We start from the raw sequence: 13,528 nt of genomic DNA, 5'->3' as shown, positions 1-13,528 counted from the left end.
ATGGAAGCTGCCCTCCTGCTCGTATCCATCGCGATCGCCATCAGATCCCTGCATCGCGATGGCCTGCTCGCCACCCAACATGCGGCCGGAATCACAGCCCACGGCGCGGAAACGATGGTCCTGATCGACCTTTCCAACCACCTCGAGGAGGACGCGGTCATCGCGGATCACGAGCGACGTCCCGACGGAGACGCTCTGCGGGCACGCGCCGTCGGCATCGGACGCCTGGCGGTCGAGGTCCTCGACGCCGGCGGCTGGGCGGCGGTGTTCGCCGCGGCACCGGATCATGCCCGCGAGACCTGGCTCGCGCTGGCCGACGACCTGGAGGGCACCTATGCGGTTCCAGCCGCAGAGCCGGTCCCGGACGGCCTTGAGGTCCACGTCGACATGCAGGCGAGAACGATGCACGTCCGGATGTCTCTGCGGTCGATGATCGACCGCTGGTGGGTCGGCCGATTTTTCGCGCCGGGAAAGCGCTTCCACCGCTGGCCCCTGGTCGGCGGCCGGCTTTTCGGCGACCCGCGTACGCCTGACGGCGATCAGATCATGATGGTGGCCGTCATTGAGGACGAACGGACGGCGCTTGGGGTCAACAACCTGCACTACGATCTGGGGAGGCCGGCGTGAGGCTCTGGGTGATCTCCGACCTGCACCTCAGCAGGGTCGCGGCGCAGACCGGCGTCCAGCCGCCGGTCGTTGACGCCGACGTCGCGGTCGTCGCCGGCGACATCACCGAGGGCGTCGGGTTCGCGCTCACCTGGCTATGGCTGACGATCACGCGCCGGATGCCGGTCATCTGGGTCGCCGGGAATCACGAGTATTTCGGCGAGGTTTTGCCATCGGCCAGGGTCCAAGTTTGGAGGCATGCGGCGCATGTCGGAAATCTCCACCTGCTCGACGACAGCTCGGTGATCCTCGGCGGCGTCCGATTCCTCGGGGCGACGCTCTGGACCGACTACCGGCTCCATGCGCACGGCGAGCGTGCGCGCCAGGAGGGGTCGATGCGGGTGGCCGAGCGCATGCCGGATCACGGCCAGATTCTGATGGAGGCGCCGCAGCCCGGGACGATCGCACGCCGGTTCTCCCCCGCTGACGCGCTTGACCTTCACGAGGTTAGCGTCGCGTGGTTGCGCGATGCGTTCGAGGTCGAGCATGACGGCCCGACCGTCGTCGTGACGCATCACGCGCCGCATCCGCTCTCGGTCGCCGAACGCTGGCGCGGGCATCCGAGCACGCCGAGCTACGTGTCGGATCTCAGCTCTCTGATCGACCGCGGGCAGCCGAGGCTCTGGGTCCACGGCCACACTCACGCGTCCTTCGACTACGAGATCAAGCCGATGTTCGGCGGCCTGCGAAACACGAGGATCGTCTGTAATGCGCGCGGCTATTCCGGCGAGAATCCGGCCTTCGACTGGGGCCTCGTGATCGACGTCTGAGTCACGCTGACGCGCCCTCATTTTTCGATTGCGGCTTGCGTCATGACCTATGGACAGGTCGTCCATGACCTACGGATAGGTCAAGAAAATGCCACCGTAAGATACTGTAGGGGCTGACGAAATTGCGTTTTCGCGTGTTTTCCGACCTGCATGTCGACGTCAATGGCGGCCTCGCGGTCCCGCTCAATCTGACCGACTGCGACGCGATCATCGTGGCCGGAGACGTGTGCGAGAGGTTGAGCACGCGGGTGCTCGACTGGCTGGTCGCGAACGTCCAGCCGGCCGGCGTGCCGGTGATCTACCTGCCGGGCAACCACGATTTCTATCACTGCCGATTTCCGGCTGAGCTCGACAAGGCAGCCTCCGTTTTCGAGAGCGCCGGCGTGACGCTGCTCGCGCGCGGGGAGACGACCCAGGTCCGCGATGTCACCGTCGTCGGCGCCACCCTGTGGACGGATTTTCAGGTCGCGCGAGACCAGCGGCAGTCCATGCTGGCAGCGAGCGATCGGCGAACCGGAATGAACGACCATCGACGGATCAGATTCGGCGATGGCTCCAGGCCGTTCCTGCCGGCCGACGCGATCCGGGAGCACGCAGCCGCGGTCGAGGCGATCACGCGAGCCTGCAAAAACGTTCAGCCGGTCGCAGAAACGTTCAGCGCCGGCGACGGGCTCGCAGATCCGTTCAGCTGCAAAAACCATTATGGCCCTGCAAAATCGATTACGAGCGCGGCCGGGCCTGCAGATTCGATTATCGTGGTGACCCACCATGCGCCGAGCCCACGGTCACTGCGCGGCGGGCAGGTCACCGGCCCGCTGGACGCCGCCTACGCCAGCGACCTCGAGGCGCTGATCGAAGAGCTCCAGCCGGCCGCCTGGGTCCACGGCCACGTGCATCGCTCCGTCGACTACCGGATCGGCGCGACGCGGGTGGTCAGCAATCCGATGGGCTACCTGACGCAGGTCGGCCGCGGGAAGCAGGCGCGGATGGAGCTCGAGAATCCGGCTTTCGATCCGTCAATCACGATCACGGTCGGGGCAGAAACGCCGCCCGGGGATCTCGAGGCGCTTCGCCTGTGATCCGGAAATCCGTATCGCAACTGGCTGATACGGAAAAACGTATCGCGCTCTAAGTCACTGATTTCATTCCGTTGTCGGTATATCGACAACGGTTATGGTGTCAGCGCCATATCCGGCTTTATGGTCTCGGCGCCATATCCTCCCGATCGGGAAGATTCCGTCACTCAGGGCTCGAATCTTCCTGATCGGGAGGATTTCCAGCGCCACGGAGCGCGATTGAGCGGTCGGCGGAAAACGGATCACTCCAGCGGAAAAGACGTCAGCGGGCTGCTAGGGAATGGCCAGAACCGCTCAGGCTCTTGGACCACACGTTTCCGCGCCGACAGTCAGGCCGCGATCGCGGGGTTGTCGAGGTTCTCGTCGTAGACGTAGGCCACTGCCTGCTTCGCCTTCTCGGCGGCCACGTGTTCAGCGATCAGATCTGACGCTGAGGCGTAGGCCGGCCGGTCGTCATCGACGTCGCCTGAGTGGTAGCCCTCGAGGATGCGGGACATGCAGGCCATCGCGCAGGCGATGTGCGGGCAGCCGGTCGTCAGATCGATCCACTCGCCGGCGAACCAGCAGCCCCAGTGCCAGAGCGACTTCTCGTAGAGGTCGACGGTTGACGCCCTGCCGCCGAGGATCACCGAGCCAGACGTGACGAGCGCCGGGGACGCGCACCGCGGCCGGTTCTCGATAAGCTGATCCATCGGGCCAGCGTCGAGCAGGATCGCCCCGCAGGCCATGCCGTGAGCAAGGTGAGGCGCTCCGGATTCCGGGTCGATCCACTCGCCGGTGAGCCAGCAGAAGGAGTGGCGGACGGCGGCTTCGTAATAGGTGACGCCCTCGACCGCCTTGCCGTCTTCATTCCAGTCGAACGGATTGTATTTCACGGCGCCGAGCCGGAACGCCTGCGACATGTAGAGAATCGCGATCGGCGAAACCGTTCGTAGGTTCGGGCCCGCCGCGCCGGCTCGGAGCGCCTGGTTGATGTAGGCGATCGCAACCGGCGGGATCAGACCGACCGGCGGCTTGAGGCGACCCGCGAGGCCCTTAGGGTTCACGCGGCAAACCTTTGCCAAGCAGCCTTCTTGAGGTGCGCCAACGCATGTGACATCAGCAAACGCCCTCGAGGCGTGTCCAGCATGGATGTCGACGAGGTCGGCTTAAGGTCTTCGCGTGAGACCGATCCCGGATCTTTTATCATCACGCTGCGAGCCTTTCCTGCTTCCGCCGGCGAGCGCGCCACTTGCCCTTCTGCAGGGTCACATGGGTCCACTTGCCGTTGGGGTAGATGATCGCGTGCGTCTCGCTCCATGAGCTCGCGCCACCGTTGTTGTATCCCATCCGACGTTGACTGACGCCGACGCCGCCCGCGCCGGAGCGGCGGTAAGCTGTGTGCTTGTCGGCGTGAATGATCTTTCGGGCGAGGCGAACAAAACCCTCAAAAGCCCCCTTCGCCCAGTTTGAGCCCTGGTCACCGTGCTGACCAACCTCGATGCCGAGGATGTGGCGGCTTCCCCCACGATAGGCCCACTCGGCGTGAGAGACCTTGTTGCCTCGCAGCGTCCTGATCGCGTGCTCGAGCATGGACGGCGGCGACTTTGCGCTTCTTGGCCTTCTTGGGCTTGCGGCTGAGATGGCAGCCGCGCTCGACGTAGACCGAAATGCATATCGCCTCGGCCTCGTCATGGCTGGTGATAACTGGCTTGTATGCCCGCGCGAACTCCAGCGCGGCCGCCTTGGCCTCCTCGGTCGGGATCGAGCCGTTGCCGTGGATCTCCTTCCGCCAGGTCCCGATCGCGACATGGTCGATCGGCAGGCCGCGACCGCCGGCCTCCGCCATGACGGCGCCCATGAGCCGGTATGGCAGCGGGCTGCCTTTGTCGAAGTTGGCCTCGATGACGATCTTCTCAGGGTCGAAGCGGTCGATCAGGCTGCGGACAAACGACTGGGCTTTGGCGAGCAGGATCGGGTGCCAGACGCCGATGCCGCCCTTCTCGCGGATGCCGGCCATAAGGTCCTCGACGCCGCTCTCGCGCTGGCCGTCGATCAGCGCGCACCAGCCGGCGAGCTTCGCCATGTCGAGACAGAGGACCCTCATGCCGGCCTCAGATGCCAGGCGAGGTCCATGCGCCAGGCCTTTGGCATGACGGTCCTGAGAACGCGGGCGCGCAGGACCAGCCTTGCCTTGTCCTGGAGGACGACGCGACCGCCATGGCGCAGCCCGCTGTCGGCTCCCAGCTGCAGACGAGCCCGGATTGCGGCGGTGTCGACGCCGGCGCGGTCGAGAAGCCAGAGAGCCGTGTTGTCATCCCCGGCAGCTAGGGATTCCGTGCGCCCAAGGGTGCTTTCAGCGAACCGGCGGACTGCGTGATCCGAGACGATCGCGTTTGAGGTATTGCTCGGCGTGAACACGGGTCACGCGGCGAGCTTGGCATGCTGCTTCAGGAAGTCGAACGTGTAGCGATACTGCTCGGCCTTCTTGAATACCGTGCCGAGCCCAAGGTCGGTGTACTCCCCGCGGACGATGCGCTGGCGAATGGCCTTGTCCGCCTCGCTCTCGAAACTGAAAAGCTCGCGGTTCTCGCGGTACCTCTGCTCCAGGTACGCCCCGAGCTCATCGAGCAGAGCGTCGCGGAATGCATGCTCGGTGGCCGTCTTACGAGGCGTGAACTTGTTTTTGCGCTGGACCTAGGGAAAGGAACTCATTCGGCACCCGATGCAAATCGGCCAAGCAAATCGGCCTCACGCACATGGTCTCACCCTCAATTCGAATTAACTATGCTGTTTTGCAGGATTTTTCGGCCTCGGCATTTATTCTACAAAATGTCGCTTCGGCCCTCGATCAAGGATTGCGCGACGAATCGTTCGAAATTCGAACGAATAATCCTTGAAACGGATTGGATGACCAATCTCAGGTTGCGAATCGGAGATTCTATTCGGGGCTCAACGGGGCGATCCGCGGCTATTTGCAGGGGCGATCGCTCGGTTGCATAAAGATCCTTGCCCGTGGACTACGAAAACTGTTGTCGCAGGCGGGTTTCAGATTCAGACTCACTACCGTTAGGCGACCGCCGGCGTGGCAGCCCCGGTCCGCCCCCTGATGGTTTGAGTGTGATCCATGGATTTCGTGGACTGGGACGCGTGCGCGTCCGAGCCGCAGTGCGACGAGGTAGGCGACCGGTTCTCGCGCATGACCGCCGACCCGGTGCTGGCCGCGCGGTGGCGCGAGGGCGAGCGCCTGCGGGCCGAGGCGGAGGCCGAGAAGGAGGCCGAGGCGCAGCTTCGCGCCGCTGGCTTCGATTGGCGCGAACGCATCTATATCGACACCGCCCAGGAGGCCGTCGCCGAGCGCGGCCGGCTCGACGCGGTGCGCGCCGCGGCGCTCGCCACCCGCGACCCGCGGGAGAGCTGGCGCGCGAGCTTTCGCTATGACGCGCGCGCCTTCTTCGACGCCGGTTATGATGTCATCCCCCAGACACGCGACCGCGATCGCCGCCGGCCCATGCTCGGGCTCTATCCCTCGACGTGGTTCAACCGTCGCCAGACCCAGGCCGAGTTCGACGCGCTGATCGACGCGGAGATCGACTGGACCACGACCAAGTTCCCGACCGGCGTTCGCGTCGTCGACCACCGCTCGCCGTTGGCGGGGAAGTCGCCGCACAACGTCGCGATCGTCGCCAAGGACTTGCTCGTCACCGACATCGATATCTCGGACCACGATACATCCCTCGAGGCCGAGCGTCTGATCGAGAGCGCCCTCGGCCAGACGGCCTACAAGCGCATCGGCCGCAGCCCGAAAATCAATCTGGTCTACGTTTTGGCGCATCAGCTGACTGAGGCTGAGAAGGCGCTGCTGAAGACGATCAGCACGATCGTGGGCAACATCGAATTCCTGACCGGCCGCAGCGTCGTGACCGTCGCCGGCCTGCATCATGCGACCCGACAGCAGATCGTGTGGACGACGCCGCTGGCCCCGCGGGACCAGCTGCCACAGGCGACCGTCGAGGGCCTGAAGATTGCCCGATACCTGCTCGAGCGGCGGTTCACGCCGGCCGCGATCCGCACGCCCAAGGCGGCCGCGGTCGCGCTGGAGGCGTTGCCGTCGTCGATCGAGGGGCTTTCCGTCCCAGGCATCCAGCGCGCCGGTCCTTGGGTTCGTGACGAGGCGGCCGGCCTGGTGGTCGACGGCCGCGAGAAGTTCGTGGTGGCGATGTGCGCCAACGTCGCTCGCGCCAACCTCGCCGAGGGCTACACCGAGGAACAGCGCGCCGGTTTACTCCGGGTCGCGTTCGACCTCTGCGCTTCCAACGTCGAGCGGACCGGTCGTTGGGCCACTGACGAGAGGCTGTTGGCGCAGGTCCGCGAGCGCCTCAACCGAGCGCTCGACTTCAAAGGATGGAACTCGCCGATCCGGCAGAAGCAGGTGGGCGATCTGCCGCCGCCGGTCGAGATCAAGAAGTCGGATCCGTTCGCCGACATGGAGGCCGCTTTCGCGGCCGTCGGCGACCCGCGGCCGTTCGTGATCCCGCGCCGGGTCAACTCGAGGGGTGAGGAGCTGCCGGCAAAGATCATCCCGGCCGTGAAGGTCTCCGCGGCGATCGAGGCCGACCGGACCAAGCGCGCGCTGATGAGCGAGGCGCAGCGCCGTCCGACGCATCTCGCGATCCAGCACCTGATCCAGGAGGCGATCGAGAGCTTTATGGTGCAGGTCGTCGACGCGCTGCTCGGCAAGGAGCTCGCGGGCGACGCCAAGACGCTGCTGGTCAAGGTGCCACCCGGTGGCGGCAAATCCTCCGGCTTCGTGATTGGCGTCCTCCGCTGGATCGAGCGGATGATCGAGGCCGGGACGTGGCCGACCGGAAAGAAGGTCGTCTTCTACTGCCCGACGTACACGATGTGCCGGCAGATGATGGCGGTCGCGGCCGGCGCGGGTCATCGAACCATGACCTGGGAGGACGCCGCGGCGCCTGCGCTAGTCGACGGCCAGCCGCGGGCGCTGGTGGCGCTGTTCGGCTCGAAGTCCGAGGTGCCGTGCGAGCGCGCCGAGGAGATGGCCGCGCTCCGCAAGGGCGGCGTGGATCCGAGAGGGTTGTGCGAGAAGCAGCTGAAGCGCACGGACTACGAGAAGTCCGCGAAGCTGAAGGCGAAGACGATCACGTGCCCGTTCAAGCTCGCGGCGACCGGAGCGGACAACGGCTGCCCGCCGTGCCGGTTTTACCGGCAGGAAGAGACCATGGCCGACGCGCACCTCGTGTTTGCCGTGCGCGCGATGGCCCGCGTTCAGTCGAAGTTTTTGCACAACAACACGGTCGGCGCGATCATCGACGAAGATCCGACGGTCGAGCTCGCACGGGTGAAGCACTCGTTCAATGCTGACCGCCTGCTCGGCCGCTCCAACGAGGTCATTCACAACGACGCCAAGGGCGACGAACTGAAGGCCCTCTACGACAAGCGCGCCAGGATCAACATCCTCGTCACGGCCGAGATCAAGGCGCGCCGCAACCCGGCGCCGGCGATCCTCGCCATGGAAGGCGGGCTCGAATGCCTTGAGGCCGCGATCGACATCACACGGCCTGACGATTGGGTCTCGCGCCAGATCCGGCCAGACATGGATCCCGACGAGCTCGCCTGGTTCGCGAGCGCAGGTATCCGACTGCCGGGCCGCAGCGCAGAGCGCGACCTCTGGGCGATCGTGAAGCAGATGGTCGACGAATTTCAGCAGCACTCGGTCAACTTGTCCGCGATCGAGCAGATGAGAACGCTGGCCGGTCGTCGCGCGGCCCGTACTGGCGGCCGCGATCGCACGAAGCAGCTGCTCGCGAGCCTGCGCACGACCAAGCTGTCCGTCAGCCGCCTCGATCCGCGCCTGCAGTGGGTGCAGGCCGAGCGTCCGGACAAGACGCGCGAGTGGGCGATCCGTGTGTCGCGGCGCAAGCAGCTGACGCCGAAGCTCCTGCGGCTGCCGATCGCCGTGCTGGACGCCACCGCGAGCGTGAAGCGCCTGACGAAAGCCATCGGCCGGGAGGTCGACGTGCGCGAGATCGGCGACCTGATCCAGCACTGCCGGGTCATGATGGATCCAACGCAGACGTTCAGCGTGTCATCTTTCAAGATCGACTCGCGGGACAGTGAGAAGCAGCGCAAGGAAAAGTTGCAGCGGCGCGATCACGTGCGCCTGCTCATCACGCTGCTGGCCGGCCTCTACTCGTGGGGCCGAGGCCTCGTTGTCGCGCCGACTGAGGTTCGCGACATCCTGCAGGATCAAAAGTGGCGCACACCGAGCAACATTGACTGGCTGCACCACGGAAACGTACGCGGCCTCGATTTCGCGAAGCGGGCCGATTGGGTGGTCGTCGTCGGCCGCATGCAGCCGACGACCGGCGCGATGGATGGACAGGGCGCCGCCTACGGCTCCGACGAGCCGGACTTCGTCGCGATCGACCAGCGCGGCGACGGGACGATAGACGGCAAGAATCCACTGCACCTCGACCTCCATCCGCGGAGGTATCGGATGCGAAACGGGAACGACGTCGTCTGCATGGCGCCCAACTACGCGCCGAACACCTGGCAGCGCGACTTCCTCGAGGCCGCGCGCGAAGAGGAAAATTTCCAGATCGCGACTCGCCTTCGCACGGTCTACCGGCATGGCGACCTGCCGCCGCCGCTATGCATCTTCCTCGGACCGTTTGCACCGGAGAACACGATCGTCGACTCGATGAGGCGGCTCGCAGATATGGTGAAGGGCTCGGAGATCGCCGACCTCGCCCGTCAGCGCGGCCTCATGTCGATGCAGCCGGCGGGATTCGCCGTCGTCGACAACCAGCGCAAGAACGGCCCGGAGCTGTGGGACGATAGCGAGCGCGCGAAGGCCGAGGCGCTGGTCACCGAAGGACTGAGGCGCTGGCCCGACCTGAAAGAGGAGGCCGCGATGTGGCGGATGAATCGCCACACCAAGCGCCTCAACGCGGCCGAGGGCCTGCTGGACGACGAGACGTTCCGGTTCCTGGAGAACGCCGACGAAGACCGGCACGGCGATTGGCTGTGGAGGCTCGACGAGTGGCTCGCGCAGCACGTTGAGGCGTACGACCTGCAGGAGCGGCCGGCGGCCGGCTCTGAGCGCTATGCCAAGCCGGAGGAGCCGAAGCAGTCGCCAGCCGCTGCCACTGCTCCGAGGCAGATCGCTGGCGTTCGTCGCGTCATGCCAATCGTGGTTAAGGTTAAGGACGCGGCTTAAGCCGTCTCTCACACCGTCGGCCGGTGGGCGCAGTAGACGCGCCACAGCCCGAGCGGCTGGCCGTTGACGGTGATGTCTCCGCGAGAGCTGTGATCCGACGTGGAATTTGGGGCTGGCGGTCTTTCGATTGTCAATCGGCGCTGAAGTTTAGTCCCTTATCGGCGTCCAATGTTATGTTGACACCTGAATTTTTGTAGGCGGTGTCGATCCCGCCGGCGCGGAGCTGGTCCGGGTTGCGCAGCTTGGTTGATGACCGCTTCCGGCCCACCTGTTGCTAGCGCTCGTCCCGGCGCAACTCCATTTAGTCGTTCAGCAGGTTCAACTTGACTAAAATTACAGGCAATTCTTTGGATACTAGCTCCGCCATAAAACAATTTTTCTTGAGCCGCGGCAGGCTGGGCCTGAAAGTGTTGCGTCGTGGACATGCCACGATGTCATTCACGCGCCATTCTCTAAAAGAACTGAAAAATCGAAAAAATCATTCTGCAAAGAACAAAGAAAAAGCCGCCCATCGTCATGAGGGGCGGCCTGATCTCTGAAAATGCAATCAGATTTAACTTCCGGCCGACCTCGGATTGAGGCCGGCATCACTTCAGCTCTCCGGCGGCCAGCACCAGCGCGTCTTTCCGGCCGACCTCGGATTGAGGCCGGCATCACTTCAGCTCTCCGGCGGCCAGCGCCAGCGCGTCTTTCCGGCCGACCTCGGATGAGGCCAGCGTCACTTCAGCTCTCCGGCGGCCAGCGCCAGCGCATCTTTCCGGCCGACCTCGGATTGAGGCCGGCATCACTTCAGCTCTCCGGCGGCCAGCGCCAGCGCGTCTTTCCGGCCGACCTTGAATAGAGGCCGGCATCACTGAAATCGTTCAGATCGAGTGACGCCAAATATAAATATTTAGCCAGCCCATGAAAAGGCCGGATTGTAGGGGTGGTAAATTGTTCGTCTACGTTTCGAACGTTGACCCATAGCGGCTGTCTGAGTGGTCCGCTGTTCGGTGCCAAGCCAACTATTTCTTAGGCGCTGTTTCGCCGTGATGGCGTCGCATATCAATGGTTGAGTGTAGGAAACCGGACACCGCCAACATGGTCGCATTTGAGGTTGACGCCCTTGGTTTGAAGCGTCGTCAGCGCAGCGTGCCTCGGGCGAGCGCACGTTGAATTCCAGATACATCGCTACCTCGCGCTAAGGTTCGCTCAATGGGAGCGTGCTGACCTGAAATCCAAATCTTCATCTCAGCGTCCAAATCGAATGTACCAGCCGTCTCGACTGAGAACTGCGTGATGGCGCGATACGGGATCGAATGGAAGTCAGTTTTGCGGCCCGTTACGCCTTGCTTGTCAATCAAAATGAGACGCTTGTCGGTAAAAACAAACAAATCTCGAATGACTTTGTAAGCAAGATCGATTGTCTCGCCGGGGATCAGAATGGGACTAAGCTCAGCACTTAGTTTCTCAATTGACACACTGCTTGCGTGTCCCAGAATACCATCGAATAGGCCCAACACTCAATCCTCCATGTCCGGATGAGATGACCAGATGGGCGAGGGCCTAAGGAATAGGCGGCGGGCGACACCATCTTGTTGACCCAATCGCACTTTTACGAGCGCTTCTAGTTGTTTGGGGCAAAGAAAGCCCGGTCTTGGCAGCCGGGCTTTCCGTCACTCTGTATCGTCAAGCCGCGTTGCTCTCGTCGAACGGCGACGGAGCCTCTAAGTGGCCGCCACGGCGCTTGACGAGGATCCAGCCGACGACGCCGACGAAGATTGCGCCGACTACCGCAGCGCCGTAATGCAGCAGGCCGATGCTCATCAGCAAGTCTTCCGCATGCGGATTTGGGACGATGTATGCCCCGAGGTAAGGCTGCAGGTAGGACAGCAGGAAGCTGTCGCCGACCAGCATTTCGCCGGCCACCCAGCCGAGCAGCAGTCCGCCGAACCAGACCAGGATCGGGAAGCGCTTGAGAACGCCCGAGATCAGGGTCGCGCCAAACACGACGAGCGGCACCGAAAGCAGCAGGCCGAAGATGAAGAGCTCGTAGTGGCCCTTCGCGGCGGCAGCGATCGCGATGACGTTGTCAAGGCTCATCACCGCGTCGGCGATGACGATCGTCCACACGGCCTTCCAGAGGTTGCCGGAAGCGGCGATGTCGCCCTCTTCCTCTTCCTCGCCGACGACCAGCTTGATCGCGATCCAGAACAGGAGCACGGCGCCGACGACCTTGAGGAAGGGAACGTTCAGCAGGTACGAGATGATGCCGGCGAAGATGATGCGCAGGAACACGGCGGCGCCAGCGCCGAGCCAGATGCCCCACTTGCGCTGGTTCTCAGGCAGGCCGCGGACGGCCAGCGCGATGACGACAGCGTTGTCGCCGGAGAGCAGGAGGTCGATCCAGATGATCTGGAGCACCTGTAGATAGAAGGTGGGATTCGAGAAATCCATGACGGACAAGGTCTCTGTATGGGATGAGAAATCGGGCGGCTGGCCCGTTCGATCAGTCGTCCGGCGTCAGAGGCCTTCAGCCGGGATGTATTGAATAAAGCGTCCCTCATCGTCATGGGTGAGGAAGGCCCGCTTCATGCGTCGGCCGACCACTTTCAGGACAATCTCGTTGTCGCGCCGCTCGTCGATGACCATCTCGGTCCCGGCGGCGTCGCGTAATGCCTGGCTTTCGCCTCCGAGGTTGCGAATGCCGTTGTCTTGGAGGAATCGCTCGTTGTCGGCGGCGATCCGGAAACCTCGCAAGCGTTTTGGTCGCTCCGACAGGCCCATCAGTGTGCCGAGAGCCGCCGCCAGGGACGAGATCATCAGCAGGACCAAAGCTATCGTTCCGCTGTTGTCGGTTGATCCTGTCGCGGGATTGCGTTCTCCGTATCCTCCAGTGATCAAGAAGTAGATCAGCAGCAGGAAGATCGCTCCGAGCCCAATCGCCGGGAGCGTACTCTTCTGGCCCTCGCGAGCGTCGTGTCCTTGGGTCACCATCCGCGCCAGCATAAACGGGGCGACCAGCAGGACGAGCGCCGCCACGATCAGGAACGCGTTGTTCTTCATGCCCTTGTAGAAGTCACGGCCAGCGCTGAACCCAACGCCGGCGACGGCGGAGCGCGACAAAATTCGGACGAGGTCGTTGTCGCTGTTCAGCATCTCACATGGCCCTCGAGCGGGCCGAACGGATAATCCCGTCCGGCCCGATTCTTGATCAGCTCAAGCCGAACTGGCCTATGAGCGACTGCAGGCCGCCGGCGTAGCCTTGGCCGATCGCCTTGAACTTCCAGTCTGCGCCGGCCCGGTAGAGCTCGCCGAAGATCATCGCGGTCTCGGTCGAGGCGTCTTCCGAGAGGTCGTATCGGGCGATTTCGGCGCCGCCTTCCTCGTTGACGACGCGGATAAAGGCCTTGTCGACCTGGCCGAAATTTTGCTTCCGCTGGTCGGCTTCATGGATGGTGACGGCGAACACGATTTTCTCGATCCCGGCCGGGACGCCGGCGAGGTTGACCTTGACCTGCTCGTCGTCGCCTTCGCCTTCTCCGGTGCGGTTGTCGCCCTGATGTACGATCGCGCCGGAGGCGTGGCTTTTGTTGTTGTAGAAGATAAAGTCGGCTTCAGACTTGCATTTTCCGTCCGCGCCAAGCGCGAAGACGGACGCGTCGAGGTCGAAGCCGGCCCCGTCGGTCACGCGCGGATTCCAACCGAGACCCACGATCGACTTGCTGAGACCTGGTGCTTCTTTGGAGAGGTTGACGTTCGAACCTTTGGACAGGTTCACAGGCATGGTCGTTCTCCTATTAGGGCTTTCGGCC

11 protein-coding genes are annotated in these 13,528 nt (G+C 63.7%); 4 read left to right on the top strand and 7 right to left on the bottom strand.

Annotated features, from left to right (window positions below):
- The 3 genes from ACFOWB_RS08130 (at position 1) to ACFOWB_RS08120 (ending at position 2,515) form a co-directional block, all read left to right on the top strand.
- On the top strand, positions 1 to 627 hold the full coding sequence (locus tag ACFOWB_RS08130) for a hypothetical protein (RefSeq protein ID WP_261403801.1): 627 nt from the start codon (positions 1 to 3) through the stop codon (positions 625 to 627).
- Positions 624 to 1,436, top strand: a complete 813-nt coding sequence (locus tag ACFOWB_RS08125; protein ID WP_261403802.1) for a metallophosphoesterase — start codon at positions 624 to 626, stop codon at positions 1,434 to 1,436. The genes ACFOWB_RS08130 and ACFOWB_RS08125 overlap by 4 nt, the downstream gene beginning before the upstream one ends.
- A gap of 134 nt (positions 1,437 to 1,570) precedes the next feature.
- Positions 1,571 to 2,515, top strand: a complete 945-nt coding sequence (locus ACFOWB_RS08120) for a metallophosphoesterase (RefSeq protein WP_378146682.1) — start codon at positions 1,571 to 1,573, stop codon at positions 2,513 to 2,515.
- A 326-nt stretch (positions 2,516 to 2,841) separates the two neighbouring features.
- Here the strand turns inward: ACFOWB_RS08120 and ACFOWB_RS08115 are convergent, their stop codons facing one another.
- The 3 genes from ACFOWB_RS08115 to ACFOWB_RS08105 form a co-directional block, all read right to left on the bottom strand.
- The gene (locus tag ACFOWB_RS08115; protein WP_261403804.1) at positions 2,842 to 3,558 is read right to left on the bottom strand and encodes a dATP/dGTP diphosphohydrolase domain-containing protein; all 717 of its coding nucleotides are present in this window, start codon (positions 3,556 to 3,558) and stop codon (positions 2,842 to 2,844) included.
- Positions 3,559 to 3,971: 413 nt separating this feature from the next.
- On the bottom strand, positions 3,972 to 4,598 hold the full coding sequence (locus ACFOWB_RS08110) for a hypothetical protein (protein ID WP_261403806.1): 627 nt from the start codon (positions 4,596 to 4,598) through the stop codon (positions 3,972 to 3,974).
- On the bottom strand, positions 4,595 to 4,912 hold the full coding sequence (locus ACFOWB_RS08105; protein WP_261403807.1) for a hypothetical protein: 318 nt from the start codon (positions 4,910 to 4,912) through the stop codon (positions 4,595 to 4,597). The genes ACFOWB_RS08110 and ACFOWB_RS08105 overlap by 4 nt, the downstream gene beginning before the upstream one ends.
- A 706-nt stretch (positions 4,913 to 5,618) precedes the next feature.
- Between ACFOWB_RS08105 and ACFOWB_RS08100 the strand changes: the two genes are divergently transcribed.
- Entirely contained in the window at positions 5,619 to 9,734 is a 4,116-nt protein-coding gene (locus tag ACFOWB_RS08100; RefSeq protein WP_378146678.1) for a hypothetical protein, read from the top strand.
- A gap of 1,121 nt (positions 9,735 to 10,855) precedes the next feature.
- Here ACFOWB_RS08100 and ACFOWB_RS08095 read toward each other — a convergent pair.
- The 4 genes from ACFOWB_RS08095 to ACFOWB_RS08080 form a co-directional block, all read right to left on the bottom strand.
- Positions 10,856 to 11,233 (bottom strand): PH domain-containing protein, encoded by a 378-nt coding sequence (locus tag ACFOWB_RS08095; RefSeq protein WP_261403809.1) that lies wholly within the window; start codon positions 11,231 to 11,233, stop codon positions 10,856 to 10,858.
- 169 nt (positions 11,234 to 11,402) lie between these two features.
- Positions 11,403 to 12,170 (bottom strand): TerC family protein, encoded by a 768-nt coding sequence (locus tag ACFOWB_RS08090; RefSeq protein WP_378146676.1) that lies wholly within the window; start codon positions 12,168 to 12,170, stop codon positions 11,403 to 11,405.
- 66 nt (positions 12,171 to 12,236) lie between these two features.
- Positions 12,237 to 12,872, bottom strand: coding sequence for a hypothetical protein (locus ACFOWB_RS08085; protein ID WP_378146674.1), 636 nt, complete (start codon positions 12,870 to 12,872; stop codon positions 12,237 to 12,239).
- Positions 12,873 to 12,927: 55 nt separating this feature from the next.
- On the bottom strand, positions 12,928 to 13,500 hold the full coding sequence (locus ACFOWB_RS08080) for a TerD family protein (protein ID WP_261403811.1): 573 nt from the start codon (positions 13,498 to 13,500) through the stop codon (positions 12,928 to 12,930).
- Positions 13,501 to 13,528 lie beyond the last annotated feature (28 nt).

It is taken from the genome of Chenggangzhangella methanolivorans (assembly GCF_042648545.1).
Taxonomy (GTDB): Bacteria; Pseudomonadota; Alphaproteobacteria; order Rhizobiales; family Methylopilaceae; genus Methylopila; species Methylopila methanolivorans.
Note: the sequence above shows the minus strand (reverse complement) of the source record. Positions and strands in the feature narration are given on the sequence as shown.